Origin of the sequence: Kitasatospora sp. NPDC001547 (genome assembly GCF_042894165.1) — a bacterium.
Classification (GTDB): Bacteria; Actinomycetota; Actinomycetes; order Streptomycetales; family Streptomycetaceae; genus Kitasatospora.
Window position 1 is genome coordinate 133330 of record NZ_JBIAVL010000010.1, and the last position, 24884, is coordinate 158213.

Genomic DNA, 24884 nt, shown 5'->3' on the forward strand with positions numbered 1-24884 from the left:
TGATCGGGAACCGCTGACCTGTTCGCTACCGTGCTAGCTGAGAGAAAGCTGGACGGGAGCCGGGAGCGCGCAGCGGTGATCAGGGACGGGCGGAGCAGGGCCAGGACGTACGCGGCGGGGGCGGTGGCCCTGCTGGCCTTCGCCACCGCGTGCGGTGACGGCGGAGGCGGCGGTGGGGCCGCCCCGGCCGCCGCGGCCACGTCCGCCGCGGCCCGGCCCACCGGCGCCGCGCCGACCACCGGGGCCGCGACCGCCACCCCGTCCGGCGCCCCGGCGGGAGCGGGCGCCGCGGCCTGGGCCAAGTGGGGCCTCACCCCGCTCGCCCCCGCCCCGGCGCCGCCCGCCGACAAGCCCGTCAAGCTCCAACGGACCGGCCCGGTACCGGTGTTCAGCGACGTGAAGACGAGCGACAAGGTCGTCTTCATCACCATCGACGACGGCGCCGAGAAGGACCCGAAGTTCGTCGAGATGCTGACCGACCTCAAGGTGCCGGTCTCGATGTTCCTGACCCGGGACATCGTCAGGAACGACTACGCGTACTTCAAGCCGCTCCAGGCGCTGGGCAACCACGTCCAGAACCACACCGTGGACCACCCGGTGATGAGCAAGCTCCCGGTGGACAGGCAGAAGGCCGAGATCTGCGACGCGCAGTCCGCGCTCACCCAGCAGTACGGCACCGCCCCGCTGCTGTTCCGTCCGCCGTTCGGCGACGGCGCCAACACCCCGGTGCTCAACACCTCGGTCCAGGAGTGCGGCCCGCGCGCCATAGTGCTGTGGCGCGAGTCGATGCAGATCCACGACATGCAGTACCAGTCCGGGGACAAGAAGCTGAAGCCCGGCGACATCATCCTGGCGCACTTCCGCGGCCCCAAGGAGCTCAAGGGCGCCACGATGACCCAGATGTTCGGCGACCTGCTGGCCCGGATCCAGGAGCAGGGCTTCTCGGTGGCCCGGCTGGAGGACTACATCCAGGCGCCCGCCTCGTAGCTCAGACCGGCCGTCCCAGCATCATCAGCGGCCCGTGGTCGGTGCGGCTGAGGATCACCGTGACGGTGTTCGGCCCGGAGGGCTTGAGCTGGCGGCGCAGCTCCTCCGGGGTGATCGCCATCCCGCGCTTCTTGATCACCACCGTGCCGACCGCCCGCTCGCGCAGCAGCGCCTTCAGCTTCTTGATGTTGAACGGCAGCACGTCGGTGAGCTCGAAGGCGTGCGCGTACGGGGTGGCGACCAGTTCGTCCGAGGTCAGGTAGGCGATCTTCGGGTCGATCAGCCGGCCGCCCACCTGCTCGGCCACCTCGGCCACCAGGTGGGCCCGGATCACCGCGCCGTCCGGCTCGTACAGGTAGCGCCCGACCGGGCCGGCCGGCGGGTCGGGCAGGTCGCCGCCGGTCAGGCTGGCGCCCTGCGGCAGCAGGGTGGCGCGGTGCGGGCTCGCGGCCCGGGTGCCGAACCAGAGCACCGCCTCCTTGACGTCGCCGTGGTCGGACACCCACTCGGCCTCGGCGTCCTGCGGCACCGCCTCGTGCGGGATGCCCGGCGCCACCTTCAGTGCGCCGACCGGGGTCCGCCGGCCGGCCTCGACGGCCCAGGAGAGCGGCGGGGCGTACGCCTCCGGGTCGAACACCCGGCCGCGCGAGGTGCGCCGGGCCGGGTCGGTGAACACCGCGTCGAAGCCGGTGACGTCCACCTCGGCGACGTCCGCGCAGCGCACCTCGACCAGGTCGGCCAGGCCCAGCGCGGCGGCGTTGGCCGCGGTGGCGGCGCAGGCCGCCGGGTCCCGGTCGACGGCCAGCACCTCGATGCCCGCCCGGGCCAGCGCCAGCACGTCCCCGCCGATGCCGCAGCAGAGGTCCGCCAGCCGCCGTACGCCCAGGGCGGCGAACCGCCGTGCCCGCCACTCGGCCACGCTGCGCCGGGTGGACTGCTCCACCCCGTTGGGCGTGAAGTACATCAGGTCGGCGTCGGCCCCGAACTTCGCCCGCGCCCGCTGGCGCAGCCGCGCCTGCCCGAACGCCGCCGACACCAGCTCCGCCGGGTGCTCCCGGCGCAGCCGGGTCGCCAGCGCCAGCTCCTCCTCGGGGGTGAACTCGCGCAACTCGGCGAGCAGGGCCTGGCCCTCGGGGGTCAGCAGCGGCTGGAGGTTCTCGGTGTCCACGGGGCCATTCTCGCCGGTCGGGCGCCCCCGCTCCGCGTGCCCGCCGGCTCCGGCGGGCCGGACGGCGTCAGCGCCACAGGACGCCCGAGGACAGGACCGCCGGCAGCACGAAGGGGGAGAGCACCGCGGCGACCGGGAGGTACTGGTAGCCGGACCGCCGGCTGCGGAAGGCGACCACCAGGCCCGCCGTCAGGGCGGCGACCGGGGCGGCCAGCATCCCGATGCCCAGGAAGGCCCATTCGAGGCCGTCCCCGTCGTCCCCGTGGCCGGGGCCGCTGCCGAGGGAGGCGACGACGAAGAAGACCACGAACGGCAGCGCGGCTCCCAGCAGGGGCAGCGACAGCAGGGCGAGGGCGGCGTCCGTGGTCCGGGACGGGCCGACACGCACCGGGATCGATGTCATGACGAGGAGTCTGCCGACGGCGGGAGCGTCGCACATGAGTACGGCTACTCATCCGCGAATCGGGGTTCCCAGGGCGCGTCGTTGGCACTCTGGTTGACTGAGTGCTAACACGGCCCTATGGTCGTCCTTGGCACTCCCCACTAGGAGAGTGCTAACGCGACGACGTGTGTCTGACCCCCGCGACGGCAGACCCGCAGGATCGCCCCTACCCGTTAGAAAACCCCGTAATCTCCGAAGGGGAGCTCGGACGTGACCACCAGCAGCAAGGTTGCCATCAAGCCGCTCGAGGACCGCATCGTGGTCCAGCCGCTCGACGCCGAGACCACCACGGCCTCCGGCCTGGTTATCCCGGACACCGCCAAGGAGAAGCCCCAGGAGGGCGTCGTCCTGGCCGTCGGCCCGGGCCGCTTCGAGGACGGCCAGCGTCTGCCGCTCGACGTCGCCGTGGGTGACATCGTCCTGTACTCGAAGTACGGCGGCACCGAGGTGAAGTACCAGGGCGAGGAGTACCTGGTGCTCTCCGCTCGCGACGTTCTCGCCATCATCGAGAAGTAAGTCGTCCCGACCCGCCCCGGATCCGTGTCCTCCGTGACAGTGGCCCGGGGCGTGGTTGTTGGTTCACGTAGTTCGGCGGCCGGTCGGCCGGCCGCAGCCCCGAGGGAATAGGGAACATGGCGAAGATCCTGCAGTTCGACGAGGACGCCCGCCGCTCGCTGGAGCGCGGTGTCAACAAGCTGGCCGACACCGTCAAGGTGACCATCGGCCCCAAGGGCCGCAACGTCGTCATCGACAAGAAGTTCGGCGCCCCGACCATCACCAACGACGGTGTCACCATCGCCCGCGAGGTCGAGCTGGACGACCCGTACGAGAACCTTGGCGCGCAGCTCGTCAAGGAGGTCGCCACCAAGACCAACGACGTCGCGGGTGACGGCACCACCACCGCCACCGTGCTGGCCCAGGCCCTGGTCAACGAGGGTCTGCGCAACGTCGCCGCCGGTGCCGGCCCGGCCGCCCTGAAGAAGGGCATCGACAAGGCCGTCGCCGCCGTCTCCGAGCACCTGCTCTCCATCGCCCGCGAGATCGAGGGCAAGGACGACGTCGCCGCCGTCGCGTCCCTCTCCGCCCAGGACACCCAGGTCGGCGAGCTGATCGCCGAGGCGATCGACAAGGTCGGCAAGGACGGTGTCATCACCGTCGAGGAGTCGAACACCTTCGGCGTGGAGCTGGACTTCACCGAGGGCATGCAGTTCGACAAGGGCTACCTGTCGCCGTACTTCGTCACCGACGCGGAGCGGCAGGAGGCGGTCCTGGAGGACCCGTACATCCTGATCAACCAGGGCAAGATCTCCTCCATCCAGGAGCTGCTGCCGCTGCTGGAGAAGATCCTCCAGGGCGGTGCCTCCAAGCCGCTGCTGATCATCGCCGAGGACGTCGACGGCGAGGCGCTGTCGACCCTGGTCGTGAACAAGATCCGCGGCACCTTCAACGCCGTCGCCGTCAAGGCCCCGGGCTTCGGCGACCGCCGCAAGGCGATCCTCGGCGACCTGGCCGTCCTGACCGGTGGCCAGGTCATCTCCGAGGAGGTCGGCCTCAAGCTCGACCAGGTCGGCCTGGACGTGCTGGGCACCGCCCGCCGGGTGACCATCACCAAGGACGAGACCACGGTCGTCGACGGCGCCGGTGACGCCGAGGCCGTCGCCGGCCGCGTCGCCCAGATCAAGGGCGAGATCGCCGCGACCGACTCCGACTGGGACCGCGAGAAGCTGCAGGAGCGCCTGGCCAAGCTGGCCGGCGGCGTCTGCGTCATCAAGGTCGGCGCCGCCACCGAGGTGGAGCTGAAGGAGCGCAAGCACCGCCTGGAGGACGCCATCTCGGCGACCCGCGCCGCGGTCGAGGAGGGCATCGTCGCCGGTGGTGGCGCCTCCCTGGTCCACGCCGCCAAGGTGCTGAACGACGGCCTGGGCCTGTCGGGCGACGAGGCCACCGGTGTCGCGGTCGTCCGCAAGGCGCTGCACGAGCCGCTGCGCTGGATCGCCCAGAACGCCGGCCTGGAGGGCTACGTCATCACCTCCAAGGTCTCCGAGCTGGAGGCCGGCCAGGGCTACAACGCCGCCACCGGCGAGTACGGCGACCTGGTGAAGGCCGGCGTCATCGACCCGGTCAAGGTCACCCGCTCCGCCCTGGAGAACGCCGCCTCGATCGCCTCCCTGCTCCTCACCACCGAGACCCTCGTGGTGGAGAAGAAGGAGGAGGAGGCCGACAACGGTCACGGCCACTCGCACGGCCACGGCCACTCGCACTGAGGCTCCGACGCCTGACCGGAGGCCCGGTCCGCGCCCCGCGAGGGGAGCGGGCCGGGCCTCCGGCGTTCGCCCGCGCTTCAACTATCAGTAGAATTTTGCAGATTCCAAAGATTGCCTTATAAATAAGGCATGATCGAGGCCCGCCATCTGCGCGTCCTGCGTGCCGTCGCCCGCACCGGCTCCTTCTCCGCCGCCGCCCGCGAGCTGGGCTGTACGCAGCCCGCCATCAGCCAGCAGATGAAGGCCCTGGAGAAGTCGGTGGACACCCCGCTGGTGGTCCGCTCGGGCCGCGGGATGCAGCTCAGCGAGGCCGGCCGGGTCCTGCTCAAGCATGCCACCGGAATCCTGGCCGGGCTCTCCGCCGCCGAGGAGGAGGTCGCCGCGATCGCCGGGCTGCGGGCCGGGCGGGTGCGGCTGGTCTCCTTCCCGACCGCGAGCTCCACCCTGGTGCCGCCCGCCGTCGCCCGCCTGCGGGACGGCCATCCCGGGGTGCGCGTGTCGCTGGTCGAGGCGGAGCCGCCGGAGTCGCTGGCGATGCTGCGCGGCGGCGAGTGCGAGATCGCGCTGGCCTTCCGCTACCCGCAGTCCGACGGCGCCGCCGCGGCCCCGGCGCCCGCCCACGGCACGCCGCGCGAGGCCCGGGCCGAGGCCAACCTGGAGGCGCAGCAGCTGACCGCCGGGACCGACTGGTCCGATCTGGTGGTCACCCCGCTGCTGGACGACCCGCTGGTGGGCCTGCTGCCCGCCGACCACCCGCTGGGCGGGCGCGGCGGGGCGGTGGAGCTGGCCGAGCTGGCGGGGGAGCAGTGGATCGCCGGCTGCCCGCAGTGCCGGGGCCACCTGGTGGAGCTGTGCGCCGGCGCGGGCTTCGAGCCCCGGATCGACTTCGCGACGGACGACTACCCGGCGGTGGTCGGCCTGGTGGCGGCCGGGCTGGGGGTGGCGGTGCTGCCCCGGCTGGCGCTCCAGTCGGTGCGTCCTGACGGCGTGTCGACGGTGCCGGTGCGGACGGCCTCCGGGGCGCCCGCGGTGCGCCAGGTGGTCGCGCTGACCCTGCCGGACCTGGCCGAGGTGCCGGCCGTGGCGCTGATGCTGGAGCGGCTGGCGGGGGCGGCCGCCACGCGCTGACGGTGGGTGACGGGGCCGCCGTGGCCCTGTACGTACAGTGAGCCGACAGGCTGAAGCGCCGCGAGGAAACGTTTCTTCACGGCGCTCATGGAGACGGGTCTAGCGCCGGGCGACCGCCGGCGGGGTCAGCGGGACCTCGACCAGCCGGTGCCGCGAGCGTCCCAGCATCTCCTCGCGCTCGTCCTCGGTCATCCCGCCCCAGACGCCGTACGGCTCACGGACCGCCAGCGCGTGCGCCGCGCACTCGGCGATCACCGGGCAGCGCATGCACACCTCCTTGGCGCTGGCCTCGCGCGAACTGCGCGCGGCCCCGCGCTCGCCCTCGGGGTGGAAGAAGAGCGAGCTGTCCACGCCACGGCAGGCTGCGGAGAGCTGCCAGTCCCAGAGGTCCGCGTTGGGACCGGGGAGGCGGGAGAAATCTGCCATGGCTCATTCCCTTCAGAGGCTGTCGGCCGTCGGCCGGGCGTTCGGCGGGGCTGGCTGCCGAGCGGTGCGGCGGGGCTTCGATGCACTGGTGTGGACACCTGGAAATATGACTTAAGGCAACTCCATGGACAAGTCACCCACACACTGGCACAACAGTCAATGACCATACGAAAGCTATAAAAAAGGGCATAGTGGGCAAGGGGTCCGCCGGGCGCGGGCGTGGCAATCGGGTGGCCCGAGGGGCGCGCGGCGTGCCGGGCCGGTGTGCGGGTCGTACGCCGACCGCGCGCGAGCTGCGCAAAAGAGCGGCGTGTGCACCGCGATGCGGCTGATCGGTAACGGGTCGGCCACGTACAGTGGTGGAGATGGCCCCGAAGGCCGTAACTCATTCGAGTGACGGTCGTTGGAAGTGCGGAGGCGGTTAGCGGGCGCCGGACGTCGGGAACGATCGCGGGCAGGTTGGGGCGATCAGCACGGAGTCTGTCGCCGATCGGCCGTGTCGGAGAGGTTCGTACCAGCCAGGAGGCTCAACGTGACGCGGATCAGCTGCGGAGGACGACGGTCATGACTTCCGTTCTCGTTTGCGACGATTCCCCGCTCGCCCGCGAGGCGCTTCGCCGCGCGGTCGCGACCGTACCCGGTGTGGACCGGGTCACCACCGCGACGAACGGGGAGGAGGTCCTCCGCCGCTGGGTGGCCGACCGCTCCGATCTCGTTCTGATGGACGTCCGGATGCCCGGCCTCGGCGGGGTCGAGACGGTCCGGCGGCTGCTGTCCGCCGACCCGGGCGCGCGGATCATCATGCTCACCGTCGCCGAGGACCTCGACGGTGTCGCGCTCGCGGTGGCCGCGGGCGCCCGCGGATACCTGCACAAGGACGCCTCGCGCGCCGAGCTGCGGGCCACCGTCACCCAGGCCCTCGCCGACCCGACCTGGCGGCTCGCCCCGCGCCGGCTGCGCAGCCCCGACATGGGCGCGGCGCCCACGTTGACGGCGCGTGAGATCCAGGTGCTGGAGGGCATGAGCCACGGCCGCAGCAACGCCGAGATCGGCCGCGAGCTGTTCCTCTCCGAGGACACCGTCAAGACCCACGCCCGACGGCTCTTCAAGAAGCTCGGGGCCTCCGACCGGGCGCACGCGGTGGCGCTGGGCTTCCGCTGGGGCCTGGTCCGCTGACCACCGGCGGCGCCGCCGGTTGCGGCGTGCCGCCGGTGGTTCCCGGAGCGGACACCGCACAGGCGTGTGACGTTACGGTCCCGAGGTTGCACCATGGAGGAGTGGAGCACCTCGGGGACCAGCGGACAGGCACTGCGGCGAACCACGCAGCCGCAGGACACTCGGCGGACGGCGCGACGGACGGTACCAGCGACTGCGGCGGGGCGGGAGGCGGCACGGTGCAGGAGGGGCGGGTGGTGCACGGCATGCCGCACGGTGCCGCAGCGCATAACGTTCCGGTGCACAACTCCGGACGCGGTGCCGCGTTTTCCCGCTCGACCAGGCACCATGGACCGATGCGCGACGACGTCGCCGGTACGGCCGGCCAGGCGGACCCGGTGGAGGCCGAGCCCTCCGGTCCGGGTCACGATCCGTCGTACGCCGAACCCGGCGGTTCCGCCGGTGCGACCGGGCCGGACCGCCCGCCGGTGCTCGGCAGGGGCGGCTCCCCGTTGGTGGGCGAGCTGGTCGCGGCCGCTGTGCGCGGCGAGGGCCCGGCGATCGACGCGCTGCTCGCCTACGTCCACCCGCTGGCCCTGCGGTACTGCCGCGCCAGGCTGGTCCGGCTGCCCGGCGGGGCCCGGCACCACGTGGACGACGTCGCCCAGGAGGTCTGCGTCGCGGTGCTCTGCGCGCTGCCCCGGTACAAGGACCAGGGGCGCCCGTTCGAGGCCTTCGTCTACGGGATCGCCGCGCACAAGATCGCCGATCTCCAGCGGGCCGCGATGCGCGGGCCCGGCTCGACCGTGGTGCCCCAGGACGACCTGCCGGAGGTGCCGGACGAGGCGCTCGGCCCGGAGGAGCAGGCGCTGCTGAGCAGCGACGCGGCCTGGGCGAAGGAACTGCTCTCCAACCTGCCGGCCCGTCAGCGCGAGCTGGTGCTGCTCCGGGTGGCCGCCGGACTGTCGGCGGAGGAGACCGGCGAGGTGCTCGGGATGTCGCCCGGTGCCGTCCGGGTGGCCCAGCACCGGGCGCTCAGCCGGCTGCGGGCGCTCGCGGAGGAGTCCTCCTGACCTGTGCCGTCCCCGCCGCTCGCGGTGGAATGGCCCATGGTGCGGGGTTGTTGTCAAGGGCACACGAGGACACATTCGCGGTGCCAGTACCATGGGGTATCGGCGCCTGGGCGGGTTGCCAAAGTTTGACGGGTGCGCGCGGGGTCCCCTTGGAGGATCCTCCCATTGCACCCGGCTTCGGCGGTCTGCGCGAGTGAGCGATGAATGCGCCCCCACCCTCAGGGCGTGAGCGGATAAGGCCGGCCACGGAAGGTACCCCCCAAATGTCTTACAACGCCGCAGGCGTACCCGAGAAGTTCGCCATGCTCGGGCTCACGTACGACGACGTCCTGCTGCTGCCCGGGGCCTCCGAGGTGCTGCCGAACCAGGTGGACACCTCCTCGCGGGTCTCCCGGAACGTGCGCGTCAACATTCCGCTGCTCTCCGCGGCGATGGACAAGGTCACCGAGTCGCGGATGGCCATCGCGATGGCGCGCCAGGGCGGCGTCGGCGTGCTGCACCGCAACCTGTCCGTCGAGGACCAGGCCAACCAGGTCGACCTGGTGAAGCGGTCCGAGTCCGGCATGGTCACCGACCCGATCACGGTCGGCCCGGAGACCACCCTGGGCGAGGCCGACGCGCTGTGCGCCAAGTTCCGCATCTCCGGCGTGCCGATCGCCGACGAGGCGGGCAAGCTGCTCGGCATCGTCACCAACCGCGACATGGCCTTCGAGTCGGACCGCAGCCGCCAGGTCCGCGAGATCATGACCCCGATGCCGCTGATCACCGGCAAGGTCGGCATCTCCGGGGTGGACGCGATGGCCCTGCTGCGCCGCCACAAGATCGAGAAGCTTCCGCTGGTCGACGACGAGGGTCGGATCAAGGGCCTGATCACCGTCAAGGACTTCGTCAAGGCCGAGCAGTACCCGAACGCCGCCAAGGACGCCGAGGGCCGGCTGCTGGTCGGTGCCGCCGTCGGCGCCAGCGCCGAGGCGTTCGACCGGGCCCAGGCCCTGGTCGAGGCCGGTGCGGACTTCCTGGTGGTGGACACCTCGCACGGCCACAGCCACAACGCGCTGGCCTGGATCGCGAAGATCAAGTCGGCCGTCAAGATCGACGTGGTCGGCGGCAACGTCGCCACCCGCGACGGCGCCCAGGCGCTGATCGACGCCGGCGTGGACGGCGTCAAGGTCGGCGTCGGCCCCGGCTCCATCTGCACCACCCGCGTGGTCGCCGGCATCGGCGTGCCGCAGATCACCGCCATCTACGAGGCCGCGGTGGCCTGCCAGGCGGCCGGCGTGCCGGTCATCGGCGACGGCGGCCTGCAGTACTCGGGCGACATCGGCAAGGCGCTCGCCGCCGGTGCCGACACCGTGATGCTCGGCTCGCTGCTGGCCGGCTGCGAGGAGTCGCCGGGCGAGCTGATGTTCATCAACGGCAAGCAGTTCAAGTCCTACCGCGGCATGGGCTCGCTGGGCGCCATGCAGTCCCGCGGCCAGGGGCGCTCCTACTCCAAGGACCGCTACTTCCAGGCCGAGGTGGCCTCGGACGACAAGCTCGTCCCCGAGGGCATCGAGGGCCAGGTGCCCTACCGCGGCCCGCTGTCGGCCGTGCTGCACCAGCTGGTCGGCGGTCTGCGCCAGACCATGGGCTACGTCGGCGCCGCCACCGTCGCCGAGATGGAGAGCAAGGGCCGGTTCGTCCGGATCACCTCGGCGGGCCTCAAGGAGAGCCACCCGCACGACATCCAGATGACCGTCGAGGCGCCGAACTACTCGGCCCGCTGACGCCGCCGGACCACCGAGGGGCCCGCTGCCGCACCGCGGCGGCGGGCCCCTCGGGGCGTCCGGGCGTCCGGGCGCGGCTGTCGGGCGTTCGGGCGTGGGCCGTCGGGGCGGGACCAGCGGCAGTACGGGATACTGGGGTGCGGTCGGGGTGACCCGGCAGGCATGAGCAACAAAGCAGAAGGGCTCGAAGTGACTGAGATCGAGATCGGGCGAGGCAAGCGCGGCCGACGGGCGTACGCCTTCGACGACATCGCCGTCGTCCCCAGCCGCCGTACCCGGGACCCGAAGGAGGTCTCGATCGCCTGGCAGATCGACGCCTACCGCTTCGAGCTGCCGTTCCTGGCCGCCCCGATGGACAGCGTGGTCTCGCCGCAGCAGGCCATCCAGATCGGCCGCCTCGGCGGTCTGGGCGTGCTGAACCTCGAAGGCCTGTGGACCCGCTACGAGGACCCGCAGCCGCTGCTGGACGAGATCGCCTCGATCACCGACGAGTCCACCGCGACCCGCCGGCTCCAGGAGATCTACTCCGCGCCGATCCGCGCCGAGCTGATCAAGCAGCGGATCCAGGAGGTCCGCGACTCCGGCGTGGTCACCGCCGCGGCCCTGTCGCCGCAGCGCACCGCCGAGTTCTCCAAGGCCGTCGTGGACGCCGGCGTCGACGTCTTCGTCATCCGCGGCACCACCGTCTCGGCCGAGCACGTCTCCGGTGCCGCCGAGCCGCTCAACCTCAAGCAGTTCATCTACGAGCTGGACGTCCCGGTGATCGTCGGCGGGTGCGCCACGTACACCGCGGCGCTGCACCTGATGCGGACCGGCGCCGCCGGGGTGCTGGTCGGGTTCGGTGGGGGCGCGGCCCACACCACCCGGAACGTGCTGGGCATCCAGGTGCCGATGGCGACCGCCGTCGCCGACGTGGCGGCCGCCCGTCGCGACTACATGGACGAGTCCGGTGGGCGCTACGTGCACGTCATCGCGGACGGCGGGGTCGGGTACAGCGGGGACATCCCGAAGGCGGTCGCCTGCGGCGCCGACGCGGTGATGATCGGGGCCGCGCTGGCGCGGGCCACCGACGCTCCGGGCAAGGGGATCCACTGGGGGATGGAGGCCGTCCACGAGGAGCTGCCGCGGGGCAAGCGGGTGGACCTCGGGACGGTCGGGACCACCGAGGAGATCCTGACCGGGCCGTCGCACACGCCGGACGGGACGATGAATCTGTTCGGTGCGCTGCGGCGGGCGATGGCCACGACGGGGTACACGGAGCTCAAGGAGTTCCAGCGGGTCGAGGTGACGGTGAATCCGGCGCTGGATCACCGCTGAGGTTTGTCGATGGGGGCCCCTGCCGGGTGACGGTGGGGGCCTTCGGGGTTTGCGGGGGGTTTCTGTTCGGGGTTCGGGCTTTCGGGAGGGTGGGGGGCCGGGGGCGGCTCCGGGGGTGGGTGCTGCGGGGGCTGGATGATTTTCAGACTGCCGGTCCTGTGCCTGCGGGCTGGGGAGCGTTGGCAGTCTGAAAATCACCCGTCACGCCCCTCTCCGCACCCACCCCCTGCGCCGCCCCCTTCCGCAGCGCGTCCCTCTCGCGGGGGAGGAGGGGGTGGGTGGGTGGGGGAGGTGGGGGGATGCCTGCTGGGGGGTGGGGGGAGGCCTGCTGGGGGGTGGGGGCTGGGGGGTGCTGGTGGGGTGTGGGTGTTGCGGGTGTGCGGGCTTTCGCCCTGCGCGCCCGCTGGGGTGTTCGGGTGTAGGTGTGTGTGTGTGGTCAGGTGCGGGTGGCGGTGCGGCGGGTGAGGAGGAAGCCGCCGATGAGGGCGATGGCGTAGAAGGCGGCGTCGAGGGGGCGTAGGTCGGCGCGCCAGGTGGTGAGGGTGTCGTGGAGGAGGTTGTGGGGGGTGGGGCCTTCGGTGTGGAGGCGGCGGAGGTGTTCGATCAGTTGGCCGAGGAGGAGGGCGCCGGCGGCCAGGAGGGCGCCGAGTGGGGGGAGGAGGCGGCCTGGGCCGCCGAGGCGGCCCAGGGGGAGGGCGACCAGGCCGGCGGGGGCGATGGCCAGCCAGCCGAGGCTGTCGGCGGCGCGCAGGGGGGCGCTGCCGTAGGCGAGGCCGCCGAGGAGCATGGCGAGCAGGGCCAGGGTGACGGCCAGGGCGGTGCGGTGGCGGGGTGCGGGCCGGGGTTCGGGTTCGGTGGGGTCGAAGCCGGTGACGGCGCCGGGCATGCCGGGGGCGACGTAGCCCTCGGGGGCGGCCGGGGGAGGTTCGACCGAGTAGTGCTGGGCGGTGCGCGGCCGGGGCGACGGGCCGTCAGTGCCCGGTACGGGTGCGGTCATGGGCGTCGAATCCCCCCGGAAAGACGATGAGCTGCCGAACGGTAGCAGTGACTCGGACAGATCTTGGCGAGTTTTCGATCACAGATCGGGCACGGAGCGCCGCATCCGTTCAGGTCCGTCCCAGGTTGGGGCGGGGGCCGGGTGGTCGAGGGCCCTCGGGACAGGGGATGATGGAGGCTTGGGCGTTCGGGACCCAGGTCGGGCCGACGCGCCGTCACCACGACCGCCGGCAGCACATGGGGGAACGTTCCGAATGACCCAGGCGCAGGGTTCCACCGGCCGCCTCCTGGCCGGCCGCTACCGCCTGAACGGCGTGCTCGGGCGCGGCGGCATGGGCACGGTCTGGCGCGCCGAGGACGAGATGCTGGGCCGGACCGTCGCGGTCAAGGAACTGCGGATGAACGCCAGCGTCGACGAGGAGGAGAAGCACCGGCTGATCACCCGGACGCTGCGCGAGGCCAAGGCCACCGCGCGGATCCGGCACAACTCGGCGGTGACGGTCTTCGACGTAGTCGACGAGGACGACCGGCCGTGGATCGTGATGGAGCTGGTCGAGTCCCGCTCGCTGGCCGACGTGGTGCGGGAGGACGGGCCGCTGGAGCCCGCCCGGGCGGCGGAGATCGCGCTGGACGTGCTGGGCGTGCTCAGCGCGGCGCACGCGCTGGGGATCCTGCACCGGGACGTCAAGCCGTCCAACGTGCTGATCGGCGACGACGGCCGGGTGGTGCTCACCGACTTCGGCATCGCCAGCGTGGAGGGCGACGCCTCGGTCACCTCGACCGGGATGCTGGTCGGCGCCCCCTCGTACATCTCGCCGGAGCGGGCCCGCGGGCAGAAGCCCGGGCCGCCGGCCGACCTGTGGTCGCTGGGCGGCACGCTGTACGCCATGGTCGAGGGCCGGCCGCCGTACGACCGGGGCTCGGCGCTGGCCACGCTGACCGCGGTGATGACCGAGGACCTGGTCGCGCCGGTGAACGCCGGGCCGCTGCTGCCGGTGATCGAGGGGCTGCTGGCGAAGGACCCGGCCGAGCGGCTGGACGCCTCGCAGACCCGGTCGATGCTCAAGCGGGTGGTCGCGGAGTCGACCGCCCGGGCCGAGTCGACCACCGAGCACGCGGTGCCGGTGAAGAAGGCGGCCGCGGCGGAGCCGGAGGCCGAGGCCGGGCCGGCGAAGGCGGCGGCGGTGGAGCCGGAGCAGGCCGAGGACGGCCGCAAGCGGGCCGTGGGCGGGCTGCTGGGGACGGTTCGGGTCGGTAGCCGGGCCCAGGGCGCGGAGCCCGCCGGGAAGCCGTCGGGGGAGCCGGAGGCGGAGTCGATCCGACCGGTCACCAGCGAGTGGACGTTGGGCGCGACCCAGGCGGCCGGGGCCGATCCGCGCACCGGCCGGCGGCGGCTGGCCATCGCCACCGTGATCGTGGTGCTGCTGCTGATCGCGGGCGTGGTGGCGGTGGTCCAGGCGGTCGGCGGGGACGGCGGTCCGGGCGGCGGGGCCACCCGGAGCGCGGGTGCCACCGGGCCGGTGACGGCCAGTACGCAGCCGGAGCCGGTGTCGAGCCCGAGTGCGGCGGCGCCGCCGGCGCCGGCGCCCGCCCAGCCGACCGGTGACCCGGCGGCGGTGCCGGACGCGCCGGCGCAGTCCGCCGGTGCGCCCGCGGCTCCCGTGCAGACCCCGGCGCCGGTGCAGACCCCGGCTCCCGTGCAGACCCCGGCGGCGCCCGCGCCGGCCGCCGTGCCGGCCGGCTACCACGAGTACAAGGACCCGAGCGGCTTCTCGGTCGTGCTCCCGGACGGTCTGCAGCCGGCCGGGTCGGACGCCAACCGGCGGATCTTCAAGAACGCGGCCGACGGCAGCCAGCTGCGGATCGAGTGGACCACGTCGCCCGGGGCGAGCGCGGTCGCGGACTGGCAGGAGTCGGAGCCGAACGTCCGCGGTCAGGTCAGCAACTACCAGCGGCTGAACCTGGCGGCGATCACCTACCGGCAGTGGACCAACGCGGCGGACTGGGAGTGGACCAACGGCACGCCCAGGATGCACTCGCTCAACCGCGGCTTCGTGACCGGGACTCCGGCCAAGTACGGGTACTCGATCTACTGGATCGTCCCGGACGCGGAGTGGGCCGCCCAGGCCCCCGTCCGGGACGTCGTCTTCAACAGCTTCCAGCCGGCGCCGTAGGGCGACAGGCCCTAACCGATCAGGCGTTGCTTGGCGCGGGTGAACTCGTCATCGGTGAGGGCGCCGGAGGCGCGCAGGGCGGCCAGCCGTTCGAGCTGGCCGATGAGCTGGTCGCCGGTGGCGGCCTCGGCCGGGGCGGCGGGTACGGCCTTCGGGGCGTTGCGGGCGGTGCGGGCGGCGGTCCGGAGCTGTTCGGCGAAGAAGTCGGCCTTGACCACGTCCTCGAAGCGGTGCGAGCCGGTGAGCGCCACCACCAGGAGCACTTCGCCGTTGAGCTTGGTGCGGGTCACGGTGACGTCGGTGACGGCGGCGAGCGGAACCGGTACCGGAGGCTTCCCGTCCTTCAGGAAGAGCAGCCGATGGGTGGTCAGCACGAGCATGCCCTTGCGGAAGTGGTCGGGATGGCGCCCGGCGGTCGAGGCTACCGGCTTCTCACCGTCGATGATGGTTCCCTCGACGGTACGGAGGGCCTCGGCCTGGTTGGCCTTGCCGCTGTTTCCGGACGCCTCGAAGGCGGTGTCGATCAGATCGGTCCAGTCCATGGGATCGAGCCTAAGGGAGCCGCTCAGTAGGCTGCTCGGAGAGCGAGAGGAACTGGCATGCGAGGCGCCCCCGGGCAGTTGCTGGCGGGGCGGTACCGGCTGACGGACCGTCCTGAACCGCTGCGTGCCCACGCGGTGGACGAGCGGACCGGCGAATCGGTGCTGCTGAGCGCCCTGGAGCTGCCGGAGTTGCTGACGTCGGGTCAGGACCCGGAGGAGGCCGCCGCGGCGCAGGCGGACCGGTTGGTGCGGCGGGTGGCGGCGGTCGGTTCGGCCGCGCCGGTCGCGCACCCGAGGTTGCTGCGCGGGGTCGGCGCGTTCGTCGAGGGCGAGCTGTTGTGGACGGTGGAGGAGCGGCCGGCCGGGCGGACGGTGGCCGAGCTGCTCGCCGAGGGGCCGCTGCCGCCGTACCGGGCGGCCGAGCTGGCGGCGGACGTGGCCGGCGCGCTGCGGGCGCTGCACGCGGCCGGGCTGACCCACGGCGCCCTGACCGCGGAGTCGGTGCTGGTCTGCGAGGACGGCGCGGCGATGCTCGGCGGGCTGCTCGCCGGGGTGGCGGAGGAGGCGCTGGCCGAGGAGCTCGGCGGGCCGGGCGGGCGGCGCCGGTACGAGGTGCGGGCCACCCTGGTCGGGCCGGTGGCGGAGCGCTGGCCGCTGGACGGCGGCCCGGCGGGCGACTGCTGGGCGCTCGGGGTGCTGCTGCAGCGGCTGGTCACCGGCCGTGCGCCGTACCCGGAGCGGGACGTGCCGGAGCTGGTGACGGCCGTACGGGACGGGCGGCGCGAGCCCGCGGTGGTGTGCGGGCCGCTCGCGCCGCTGGTGGAGCGGCTGTTGCGGCCCGATCCGGTGCTGCGGCCGACGGCGGAGGCGGTCCGCGGCGAGCTGGCGGCGCTGCTGGCGGGGGCGCCGGAGCCGGTCGACGAGGAGCGGGCGGCGGGGGTCCCGGTGCTGAAGCCGGAGGCGCCGCTGGTGCCGCGCCCGCGCGGCGGGAGGGCCGGGAGGAGTGCCCGGAAGGGCGGGAACGGTGGGGACTTCGGGCCGGGGAACGGGGCGAAGCCGCCCCGGATACCCCCCGCCCTGTTGGGCCCGCTGCTGGTGGGTGGAGTGTTCGTGCTGCTCGCGCTGGGAATCGCCGCGGTGGTCCTGTTCGCAGGCTGACGGCCCGCCGGGGTTCCGGCCTGCCGGTCCGGGGAGCGGGCGAGATTACCCGGGGAGGCAAGGTGCGCCTAATGTGTGCCTGGGATTTGTTCGAACAGTGGTCTGCACCAGGCCCTCCGTCGCGGTGACGGCAGGCGGAATGTGTGGGGGAGCGGGCGCAGATGGGCGTGCAGGACCGGCCGGAGTCGGCCGAGGCGGAGCGGTTGCTGGCCGGGCGGTACGAGCTCGGCGAGCGGCTCGGCCGCGGCGGCATGGGCACTGTCTGGCGGGCCTGGGACCGGATGCTCGACCGCGAGGTCGCGGTCAAGGAGCTGACCGTCAACCACCTGCCCGAGGAGGACCTCCAGATCCTGCACGCCCGGATGAAGCGCGAGGCCAGCGCGGCCGCGCGGATCAAGCACCCCGGCGTGATCACCGTGCACGACGTGCTGGAGCAGGACGGCCGGCCCTGGATCGTGATGGAGCTGGTCGACGGCCGCTCGCTGGCCGACGTGATCAGCCAGGACGGCACCCTGCAGCCGCGCGCCGCCGCCGAGGTCGGCAGCCAGGTGCTGGCCGCGCTGCACCGCGGCCACCAGCTGGGCGTGCTGCACCGGGACGTGAAGCCGGCCAACGTGCTGCTGGAGCGCGGCACCGGGCGGGTGGTGCTGCTGGACTTCGGCATCGCGAAGTACGAGGGCTCGACCGAGCTGACCCGGCCCGGCGACCTGGTCGGCTCGCCGGACTACCTGGCGCCGGAGCGCGCCCAGGGCGAGCGGCCCGGGCCGGCCTCGGACCTGTGGGGCCTCGGGGCGACGCTGTACGCGGCGGTCGAGGGCCAGTCGCCGTTCCGGCGGGACTCGCCGATCACCACGCTCGCCGCGGTGGTCGACGAGCCGCTGCCGGAGTCGCGGCGGGCCGGGCCGCTGGGGCCGGTGCTGGCCGCGCTGATGGCCAAGGACCCGGCCGAGCGGCCCACCGCGGACGAGGCGGCCCGGATGCTGGCCGAGGTGCAGGCCGGGCACACGATGGGCCTGAAGTCGGTCGCGTCGGTGCGCACGCCCACCCAGTCGGTGCCGGTGGTGGACCGCAGTGAGGGCCGGGCGTCCGCGGCGGAGCCGGTCGAGGGCTCCGAGGAGCCGACCGAGCCGAAGGCCGCCGCGCCCGCCGTCCCCCTCGTCCCCGTCGGACCGGACACCGCCGGGGGCGCGCAGGCCGCGGCGATGGCGTACACCGGGCCCGTCGCGCCGGTGCCGCACTCCGTCACGCCCGCGCGCGGTCCGGCCAGGCGCCGCAACCTGCTGAAGATCGTCGGCATCGCGGTGGCCGTCGGCCTGCTGGCCGCCGCCGGCACCTTCCTCGTCACCCGGCACATGGTGGGCGGCGACGGCCCGGTGGACCCGACGCCGACCGCCGCCGAGTCCACCGGCCCCGAGCCCACCAGCGACGCCACCCCGGCGGTGGCGCCGCCCAGCGGCTACCACTGGGTCGACGACCCGGCCGGCTTCCGCTTCCCGCTGCCGAACGGGACCCCGTCCTGGCAGCGGATCAGCGCCGGGGACAACCAGATCTTCTACAGCCCCGACGGCAAGGTGCACTACCTCCAGTTCGCCGTCACCGTCGGCCAGTCGGTCAAGCCGCTGGACCACATGCGGCAGATGGAGGGCAACGTCTCCAAGTCGCTCAAGGACTACAAGCAGCACCGGATGGCCGGCACGGCGGTGAAGGGCCAGGAGGCGGCGGTCTGGGAGTTCAGCTACCTGGCCAAGGAGGGCGGCCGCCGGCGCGCGATCGAGACCGAGTTCATCAGCCAGGACGGCACCAGCTACGCGATCTACTCGTCCAGCCCGGAGAAGGGCAACGAGTGGAACGAGGCCGAGCAGCGCTTCTACGCGGTGCTCAACAACTTCACCCCGACCCGCTGACCGGGCGCGGGCGGAGCGCCCGCTTTCGCCCGACTGCGGCAGATTCTTGTTACCGACGGGTACCGGACCGGCCGCCGAGCGCCTAGGCTGCGCCGTATGTCGGACCTCACAGCAGATGCAGTGGCCACCGAACACCCCGGCACCGGCAATCCGGCGGCCCCCGGCGGCGGCCGGACGGTCGCCGCGGCCGTCCCGCCGTCCCTGGTCGCCAGGCTGGCCGCCGGCGTCACCGCCACCGGCGAGCCCGACCTGGTGGAGACCGTCGCCCCGCTGACCGGCGAACGGCTGGCCAGTCTGCCGCAGTCCACCCCGGCCGACGTCGAGGTCGCCTTCCAGCTGGCCCGCCGCGCCCAGGCGGCCTGGGCCGCGCTGCCGGTGCGCCGCCGGGCCGCCGTCCTGCTGCGCTTCCACGACCTGCTGCTCAGGCGGCAGGACGAGGTGCTGGACCTCGTCCAGGCGGAGACCGGCAAGGCCCGGCTGCACGCCTTCGAGGAGGTGCTGGCCGTCGCCATGGCCGCCCGGCACTACGGGCGGGCCGCGCACGCGTACCTCAGGGACAAGCGGCACGGCGGCGCGCTGCCGGTGCTCACCCGCGCCGTCGAGGCCCGCCGTCCCAAGGGCGTGGTCGGCCACATCTCGCCGTGGAACTACCCGCTGGAGCTGTCCGTCGGCGACGCCCTGCCCGCCTTCGTGGCCGGCAACGCGGTGGTCAACAAGCCCGACACCCAGACCGCGCTGACCGCGCTGTGGGCCCGCGAGCTGCTGGTCGAGGCCGGGCTCCCGGCCGACCTGTGGCAGATCGTGATCGGCGACGGCCCGGTGATCGGCCCCGCCGTGGTGGAGCACGCCGACTACGTCTCGTTCACCGGCTCCACCCGCACCGGCCGCGACGTCGCCCAGCGCGCCGCCGCCCGCCTGGTCGGCGCCTCGCTCGAACTCGGCGGCAAGAACGCCATGCTGGTGCTCGCCGACGCCGACCTCGACGCGGCCGCCGCGGGCGCCGTACGGGCCTGCTTCTCCTCCGCCGGGCAGCTGTGCATCTCGATCGAGCGGCTGCTGGTGCACCGCTCGGTGGCCGACGAGTTCCTGGAGCGCTTCGCCGCCCGCACCCGGGCGCTGCGCCTCGGCGGCGGCCTCGCGTACGGCGCGGACATGGGCTCGCTGGTCTCCGTCCGCCAGCTGGAGACCACCACCCGGCACGTGGACGAGGCGGTCAAGGCGGGCGCCACCGTGGTGGCCGGCGGGCGCGCCCGGCCGGATCTCGGCCCGTTCTTCTTCGAGCCGACCATCCTCGACGGCGTCACCCCGGACATGGCGGTCTGCGCCGAGGAGACCTTCGGCCCGGTCGTCTCCCTCTACCGCTTCGACACCGACGAGGAGGCGGTGGCCGCCGCCAACTCCACGCCGTACGGCCTGAACTCCAGCGTCTGGACCAGGGACCAGCGGCGCGGCCGGGCGGTCGCGGCCCGGCTGCGCACCGGCACGGTCAACGTCAACGAGGCGTACGCCGCCGCGTACGGCTCGGTCGGCTCGCCGATGGGCGGCATGGGCGACTCCGGGCTCGGCCGCCGGCACGGCGCGGAGGGCATCCTGCGCTTCACCGAGGCGCAGACCATCGCGACCCAGCGGCTGATGCCGATCGCGCCCGCGTTCGGGCTGGACGACAAGCAGTTCGCCGCCGTGATGACCGGCGGGCTGCGGGCGCTCAAGGCGCTGCGCTTCAAGTAGGCCCCGAAGGCCCGTGGGCCCCCGGACGGAGGCGGGCCCCGGAGGCACGCGGGCCCCGCGCGTCCGCCGGGGCCCGGTTCGCGGTACCCACAGGCAGGTTCACCCGGCGAAGGAGCGGTGGCAGATGGTGCAGTCCGGCGGTGCGGCGGAGTTCGACTACGACGTGGTGGTGGTCGGCTCCGGCTTCGGCGGTTCGGTCGCGGCCCTGCGGCTGACCGAGAAGGGCTACCGGGTCGCCGTCCTGGAGGCCGGGCGGCGCTTCGACCGGGACGAACTGCCCCGGAACTCCTGGGACCTGCCGAACTACCTGTGGGCGCCGCAGCTCGGGCTGTACGGCATCCAGCGCATCCACCTGCTGGCCAACGTGCTGATCCTGGCCGGCGCCGGGGTCGGCGGCGGCTCGCTGAACTACGCCAACACCCTGTACGTGCCGCCGAAGGCCTTCTTCGAGGACCGCCAGTGGCGCCACATCACCGACTGGCAGCAGGAGCTGGCGCCGTTCTACGACCAGGCGCAGCGGATGCTCGGGGTCCGGCTCAACCCGACCCTCACCCCCTCCGACGTCCACCTCAAGGCGGCCGCCGAGCGGATGGGCGTCGGTGACACCTTCCACATGGCGCCGGTCGGGGTCTTCTTCGGCGACGGCGGGGACACCGACGGCAGCGCCAAGGCGGCGCCCGGCGGCGAGGTGGCCGACCCGTACTTCGGCGGCGCCGGCCCGGCCCGCAAGGCCTGCGTGGAGTGCGGCGAGTGCATGACCGGCTGCCGGCACGGCGCCAAGAACATGCTCACCGAGAACTACCTCCACCTGGCGGAGCGGGGCGGTGCGGAGATCCACCCGCTGACCACGGTGGCCCGGATCCGCGAGTACGGCGCCGGCTACGCGGTGGACGTGCGCCGCACCGACTCCCGGTCGAGGACGGACCGGGTGAAGGCGGGCGCGCGGACGATCACCGCGGCCCGGGTGGTCGTGGCGGCCGGCACCTACGGCACCCAGTCGCTGCTGCACCGGATGCGCGACGGCGGCCACCTGCCCCGGATCTCGGATCGGCTGGGCGAGCTGACCCGCACCAACTCCGAGGCGCTGGTGGGCGCGCAGACCACCGACCGGCGCTACGGCGCCAGGGCGGACTTCACCAAGGGCGTGGCGATCACCTCGTCGATCCACCCGGACGCCAACACCCACATCGAGCCGGTCCGCTACGGCAAGGGCTCCAACGCGATGGGCGCGCTGTCCATCGCCCAGGTCCGGGGCGGCGGGGCGGTCCCGCGCTGGCTGCGCTACCTGGCCAACTCGGCGCTCCACCCGGTGACCTTCGCCCGCTCGATGAACCAGCGCCGCTGGTCCGAGAAGACGATCATCGGCCTGGTGATGCAGTCGCTGGACAACTCGATCACCGTCTCGCTGCGGAAGGGGCCGCTCGGCAAGGCCCGGCTCACCTCCTCCCAGGGCCACGGCGAGCCCAACCCGACCTGGATCCCGGCCGCCGAGAAGGGCGCCCAGGCGCTGGCCGACGAGATCAACGGCTTCCCGGGCAGCACCGTCGGCGAGATCTTCGACATCCCGATGACGGCGCACTTCCTGGGCGGCTGCCCGATCGGCGACGCCCCCGAGACCGGCGTGGTGGACCCGTACCACCGGCTGTACGGCTACCCCGGGATCAGCGTGGTGGACGGCTCGGCCGTCTCCGCCAACCTGGGCGTCAACCCCTCGCTCACCATCACCGCCCAGGCCGAGCGCGCCATGTCGATGTGGCCGAACAAGGGCGAGGCGGACCCGCGCCCGGCCCAGGGCGAGGAGTACCGGCGGGTCGCCGCGGTGGCCCCGGCGCGGCCGGCCGTCCCCGAGGGCGCGTTCGGCGCGCTGCGGCTGCCGCTGCTGCCCGTCCCGGAGGTCCCGAAGAAGCGCGGCTGACCCGGCCGGGACGTCCAACCGGCCTGTCCCCTTTCCCGGTTGACATCCGTTCGGGTCCGATGGGATAAACGGGCTCCCTGGGGCGCCCAGGGACTCGTCGAGCGGGGGGAACGCGGGCCATGGCCGACTGCACGTCGTGCGGGGCGACTTCGGAGGAGGGGGCCTCCACCTGCGGGTCGTGCGGCCGGCCGTTCGCGCCGCCGCCCCCGCCGGCCGCCGCTCCGCCCGTCCCGCCGCCCCCGCCGGGTGCGGCTCCGCCCGTCCCGCCGCCCGGGTACGGGCCGCGGCCGGAGTACGCGCCGGCCGTGGCCCCGCCCGCGCTGGCCAGCTGGGGAGCCGGGCAGCAGTACGACCGGCAGCCCGGGTTCCAGCGCCTGCTGACCGCCGCGGACTGGCGCCCGGCGGCCAGGGCGGCCGTCGCACCGACCCTCGTCCTGCTGGCCGTGGCGCTGGTCGCGGCGATCCCGAGCGACTACCAGTACCAGTACCGGTTCGAGGCGCCCGGCTTCGGCGAGCGCTACCTCGCGATGCTGTCGATGACCCTGAACGCGCTCGGCGCGCCGTTCCGGATCGGCTTCGAGAGCTCGGCGAGCCGGGGCACGGCCGGCTGGACGGAGTCCGTCCGGGTGCTGCCGATGACCGTCACCGCCCTGTGGTGCCTGGCGCTCTGGCTCGGCCTGCGGGCCGGGCTGCGCCGTCGCAAGGCGGTGGAGGGCCAGCTGACCAGGGGCCGGGCCGCCGCCGAGGCGGTGCGCACCGCGGCCGTCCTCGCGGCGGTGAGCCTGGTGCTCGGCCTGGCCGGCGGTACGGACTGGAACCCGGACGGCCGCCGGGTCGGGGCCGACTACCCCGGCTCCGGCCGGAAGTCGGCGGAGTCGCTGATCACCGCGGACTCCGGCTGGCTGGAGGCGGTCGCCTGGACCGCCGTGGCGGCCGCCCTGCTGGCCTTCCTGGTGTACGGCACCGACGCGCTGCGCTGGGCCGCCTGGCGCAGCCGGGCGGTGCGCGGCTGGGCGGTGGCCGCGCTGACCGCCGGCCAGGCGCTCGCGATCTCGGTGGGGCTGTCCTCGGTGGCGGCCTTCGTGCTGGTCGCGGCGAACGGCGACAGCGGGGCGCTGACCGGGATCTCGCTGGCCTTCCTGCCCAACCTGGGCCTCGGTCTGCTCGGCTTCGGCTCGGGGGCGAGCCTGCGGTCGCACACCAACCTGTCCGGCGACGGCGAGTCCTCGTGGCGGGATCGCGGCAGCGACACCGAGTTCTCCTTCTTCGACCTGCGGGACGTCAGCGCCGACTGGCGCTGGGCCGGCCTCGCGGCGCTCGTCGCGGCGGGCGTGCTCGGCTGGACGGCCTACCGGCGGCGCCTGGACGCCACCGACCGGCTGCGGCTGGCGGCCCTGTACGCCGGGGCGCTCACCCTGCTGATGACGGTCTCCGGGGCGGTGCTGGTGGAGACCAGCTCCATGACCGGCTGGGTCGACGAGGCCAAGCGGATGGAGTTCTCCCAGGAGTCCTCGGTCGGGCTGGTGTTCCTGACCGTGCTGGTGGCCAACGCGGTCTGGGCGCTGGCCGGCGTGCTGCTGGTGCCGGCGCTGCTGGCGGCCGTCCGCGGCCGGGGCGAGGGTGCGCCGGGCGGCGCCGTGCCGTACGCCGAGTCCCCGTTCGCGCCGGGCGGGGGCGCCGCGTCGTACCCGCCGGAGGTGCCGTACGCGACGCCTTCGTACGGTGTCCCGGCGCAGCAGGGCGGCCCGGTGCCGGGGGCCGGGGTGCCGCCGCAGGCCGCCGGTCCGCAGGACGCGCCGTACGCCGCCGGGAGCGGGGTGAGCGAGGTGCTCGCCTCGCACGAGGTGCCGTCCGCGCCGCCCGCCCCGGCCGGCGGGGCGCCGGTGCCGCCGCGCCCGGCCGAGGAGCCGGTCGACCCGAGCGTCTGGCGCGAGCACCCCTGAGCCGGAGCGCCCCTGAGCCGGAGCACCCCTGAGCCGGGGCGCCCCTGAGCCGGGGCGGCCCTGAGCCGGGGCGGCCCGGACAGGGCAAAGGGCCCCGCGGGGGAACGGGGCCCTTTGTCGTTCAGCACTCGGCGTCAGGGCCGCGCCGGTGCTGGGGTGACGGCGCCGGGGGAGGAGCGCCGTCGTGTCGGTTGGCTTCGGGGCGCGCCGTGCGGCTCCGGCGTGGGTGGCCGGCCGCGCGGGGCGCGCAGACCCGTGGGCGAGGGGTCGGCGCGCAGGTCTGCGCCGGTCCTGTGCTCACGGAGCGTGAACTGACGACCGCTGCCACCTCCCTGCGGCGCGGCTGCGGAGAACGCCCTTGGCGGGCCTCCTCGGCGAGCCGTGAGGCGCCGGGAGAACCGCTTACAAGGAGCATCGTGCTGGACGAGGGGCTCGCTCTGCAACCGGTTCGGCGCAGTTCGGCCCAGAGCAATTCCCGCCGCGACCGCCATCGATGATCACGGTGCGTAGTGGCTCGGGTGGTGGTGGCGCACGGGGACGCGCGTAGCGGCGCGGTGTGGAAGGGGGCGTGCGCCCGGGCGCGCACCGGATCGGACCGGGGGTGCGACGGCCGGCCCGGGCGTCCCCGGATTCCGGCCGTCCCACCTCTCGGCCCAGTCGCGGCCGGGGTCGCTGTCCCCTGCTGGCCGGCCGCGGCACCCGCGCACGGTCCCACGGAGCCGCGCGCCCGGCGGGCCGGGCGGCGGCACCACGTGCGCCGGTGGACTGGGTGGAACTCCACGCGTGGTCCTGCTGCCG

General features: G+C 73.9%; 19 protein-coding genes. 14 read left to right on the forward strand and 5 right to left on the reverse strand.

Annotation, left to right across the window (positions count from 1 at the left end; genetic code table 11):
* The first annotated feature begins 30 nt into the window (after positions 1-30).
* A complete protein-coding gene (locus ACFY0X_RS20055) occupies positions 31-987 on the forward strand; it encodes a polysaccharide deacetylase family protein (protein ID WP_387756379.1) in 957 nt (318 codons plus the stop codon).
* A 1-nt stretch (position 988) separates the two neighbouring features.
* Here ACFY0X_RS20055 and ACFY0X_RS20060 read toward each other — a convergent pair whose 3' ends face one another.
* Both ACFY0X_RS20060 and ACFY0X_RS20065 read right to left on the reverse strand, forming a co-directional pair.
* Positions 989-2155 (reverse strand): methyltransferase domain-containing protein, encoded by a 1167-nt coding sequence (locus ACFY0X_RS20060; RefSeq protein ID WP_387756381.1) that lies wholly within the window; start codon positions 2153-2155, stop codon positions 989-991.
* Between the two features lie 67 nt (positions 2156-2222).
* Entirely contained in the window at positions 2223-2558 is a 336-nt protein-coding gene (locus ACFY0X_RS20065) for a hypothetical protein (RefSeq protein WP_387756383.1), read from the reverse strand.
* Between the two features lie 249 nt (positions 2559-2807).
* On the opposite strand from ACFY0X_RS20065, the gene groES reads away from it, so the two are divergent.
* From groES to ACFY0X_RS20080, 3 genes are all read left to right on the forward strand, one after another.
* Positions 2808-3113, forward strand: coding sequence for a co-chaperone GroES (gene groES / locus ACFY0X_RS20070; protein ID WP_014136232.1), 306 nt, complete (start codon positions 2808-2810; stop codon positions 3111-3113).
* A gap of 116 nt (positions 3114-3229) precedes the next feature.
* Positions 3230-4861 (forward strand): chaperonin GroEL, encoded by a 1632-nt coding sequence (groL, locus tag ACFY0X_RS20075; RefSeq protein WP_387756385.1) that lies wholly within the window; start codon positions 3230-3232, stop codon positions 4859-4861.
* A 129-nt stretch (positions 4862-4990) separates the two neighbouring features.
* Complete coding sequence (locus ACFY0X_RS20080) at positions 4991-5989, forward strand: LysR substrate-binding domain-containing protein (protein WP_387756387.1); 999 nt, start codon at positions 4991-4993, stop codon at positions 5987-5989.
* Positions 5990-6088: 99 nt separating this feature from the next.
* Here the strand turns inward: ACFY0X_RS20080 and ACFY0X_RS20085 are convergent, their stop codons facing one another.
* Positions 6089-6415 carry a WhiB family transcriptional regulator gene (locus tag ACFY0X_RS20085; protein ID WP_350735776.1) on the reverse strand — a complete coding sequence of 109 codons (327 nt, stop codon included), beginning with the start codon at positions 6413-6415 and terminating at the stop codon, positions 6089-6091.
* A 564-nt stretch (positions 6416-6979) separates the two neighbouring features.
* Between ACFY0X_RS20085 and ACFY0X_RS20090 the strand changes: the two genes are divergently transcribed.
* The 4 genes from ACFY0X_RS20090 (at position 6980) to ACFY0X_RS20105 (ending at position 11726) form a co-directional block, all read left to right on the forward strand.
* On the forward strand, positions 6980-7591 hold the full coding sequence (locus ACFY0X_RS20090) for a response regulator transcription factor (RefSeq protein ID WP_014136228.1): 612 nt from the start codon (positions 6980-6982) through the stop codon (positions 7589-7591).
* Positions 7592-7926: 335 nt separating this feature from the next.
* Positions 7927-8643 carry a sigma-70 family RNA polymerase sigma factor gene (locus ACFY0X_RS20095; RefSeq protein ID WP_387756390.1) on the forward strand — a complete coding sequence of 239 codons (717 nt, stop codon included), beginning with the start codon at positions 7927-7929 and terminating at the stop codon, positions 8641-8643.
* A gap of 263 nt (positions 8644-8906) precedes the next feature.
* Positions 8907-10409: an IMP dehydrogenase gene (guaB, locus tag ACFY0X_RS20100; protein WP_387756392.1), complete on the forward strand. Its 1503-nt coding sequence runs from the start codon at positions 8907-8909 to the stop codon at positions 10407-10409.
* Between the two features lie 189 nt (positions 10410-10598).
* Positions 10599-11726: a GuaB3 family IMP dehydrogenase-related protein gene (locus ACFY0X_RS20105; protein ID WP_387756394.1), complete on the forward strand. Its 1128-nt coding sequence runs from the start codon at positions 10599-10601 to the stop codon at positions 11724-11726.
* A gap of 436 nt (positions 11727-12162) precedes the next feature.
* Here the strand turns inward: ACFY0X_RS20105 and ACFY0X_RS20110 are convergent, their stop codons facing one another.
* Positions 12163-12723 carry a hypothetical protein gene (locus ACFY0X_RS20110; RefSeq protein ID WP_387756396.1) on the reverse strand — a complete coding sequence of 187 codons (561 nt, stop codon included), beginning with the start codon at positions 12721-12723 and terminating at the stop codon, positions 12163-12165.
* 253 nt (positions 12724-12976) lie between these two features.
* Between ACFY0X_RS20110 and ACFY0X_RS20115 the strand changes: the two genes are divergently transcribed.
* Positions 12977-14896: a serine/threonine-protein kinase gene (locus ACFY0X_RS20115; RefSeq protein ID WP_387756398.1), complete on the forward strand. Its 1920-nt coding sequence runs from the start codon at positions 12977-12979 to the stop codon at positions 14894-14896.
* An 11-nt stretch (positions 14897-14907) separates the two neighbouring features.
* On the opposite strand, the gene ACFY0X_RS20120 is transcribed toward ACFY0X_RS20115, so the two are convergent.
* Positions 14908-15438: an SHOCT domain-containing protein gene (locus tag ACFY0X_RS20120; RefSeq protein WP_387756400.1), complete on the reverse strand. Its 531-nt coding sequence runs from the start codon at positions 15436-15438 to the stop codon at positions 14908-14910.
* Between the two features lie 57 nt (positions 15439-15495).
* Between ACFY0X_RS20120 and ACFY0X_RS20125 the strand changes: the two genes are divergently transcribed.
* The 5 genes from ACFY0X_RS20125 to ACFY0X_RS20145 all read left to right on the forward strand — a co-directional run bounded on the left by ACFY0X_RS20125 (position 15496) and on the right by ACFY0X_RS20145 (position 24086).
* Positions 15496-16596, forward strand: coding sequence for a protein kinase (locus tag ACFY0X_RS20125; RefSeq protein WP_387756402.1), 1101 nt, complete (start codon positions 15496-15498; stop codon positions 16594-16596).
* Positions 16597-16757: 161 nt separating this feature from the next.
* Positions 16758-18500, forward strand: a complete 1743-nt coding sequence (locus tag ACFY0X_RS20130; RefSeq protein ID WP_387756404.1) for a protein kinase — start codon at positions 16758-16760, stop codon at positions 18498-18500.
* A gap of 96 nt (positions 18501-18596) precedes the next feature.
* Entirely contained in the window at positions 18597-20228 is a 1632-nt protein-coding gene (locus ACFY0X_RS20135; RefSeq protein ID WP_387756406.1) for a succinic semialdehyde dehydrogenase, read from the forward strand.
* Between the two features lie 124 nt (positions 20229-20352).
* Entirely contained in the window at positions 20353-22143 is a 1791-nt protein-coding gene (locus tag ACFY0X_RS20140; RefSeq protein WP_387756408.1) for a GMC oxidoreductase, read from the forward strand.
* A gap of 305 nt (positions 22144-22448) precedes the next feature.
* Positions 22449-24086, forward strand: a complete 1638-nt coding sequence (locus ACFY0X_RS20145; protein WP_387756410.1) for a hypothetical protein — start codon at positions 22449-22451, stop codon at positions 24084-24086.
* Positions 24087-24884: the final 798 nt, after the last annotated feature.

Coding starts and splice junctions, on each gene's coding strand:
- ACFY0X_RS20065 (WP_387756383.1), bottom strand. CDS start 2,558: ATGACATCGATCCCGGTGCGTGTCGGCCCGTCCCGGACCACGGACGCC.
- groL (WP_387756385.1), top strand. CDS start 3,230: ATGGCGAAGATCCTGCAGTTCGACGAGGACGCCCGCCGCTCGCTGGAG.
- ACFY0X_RS20080 (WP_387756387.1), top strand. CDS start 4,991: ATGATCGAGGCCCGCCATCTGCGCGTCCTGCGTGCCGTCGCCCGCACC.
- ACFY0X_RS20085 (WP_350735776.1), bottom strand. CDS start 6,415: ATGGCAGATTTCTCCCGCCTCCCCGGTCCCAACGCGGACCTCTGGGAC.
- ACFY0X_RS20090 (WP_014136228.1), top strand. CDS start 6,980: ATGACTTCCGTTCTCGTTTGCGACGATTCCCCGCTCGCCCGCGAGGCG.
- ACFY0X_RS20095 (WP_387756390.1), top strand. CDS start 7,927: ATGCGCGACGACGTCGCCGGTACGGCCGGCCAGGCGGACCCGGTGGAG.
- guaB (WP_387756392.1), top strand. CDS start 8,907: ATGTCTTACAACGCCGCAGGCGTACCCGAGAAGTTCGCCATGCTCGGG.
- ACFY0X_RS20110 (WP_387756396.1), bottom strand. CDS start 12,723: ATGACCGCACCCGTACCGGGCACTGACGGCCCGTCGCCCCGGCCGCGC.
- ACFY0X_RS20115 (WP_387756398.1), top strand. CDS start 12,977: ATGACCCAGGCGCAGGGTTCCACCGGCCGCCTCCTGGCCGGCCGCTAC.
- ACFY0X_RS20120 (WP_387756400.1), bottom strand. CDS start 15,438: ATGGACTGGACCGATCTGATCGACACCGCCTTCGAGGCGTCCGGAAAC.
- ACFY0X_RS20125 (WP_387756402.1), top strand. CDS start 15,496: ATGCGAGGCGCCCCCGGGCAGTTGCTGGCGGGGCGGTACCGGCTGACG.
- ACFY0X_RS20130 (WP_387756404.1), top strand. CDS start 16,758: ATGGGCGTGCAGGACCGGCCGGAGTCGGCCGAGGCGGAGCGGTTGCTG.
- ACFY0X_RS20135 (WP_387756406.1), top strand. CDS start 18,597: ATGTCGGACCTCACAGCAGATGCAGTGGCCACCGAACACCCCGGCACC.
- ACFY0X_RS20140 (WP_387756408.1), top strand. CDS start 20,353: ATGGTGCAGTCCGGCGGTGCGGCGGAGTTCGACTACGACGTGGTGGTG.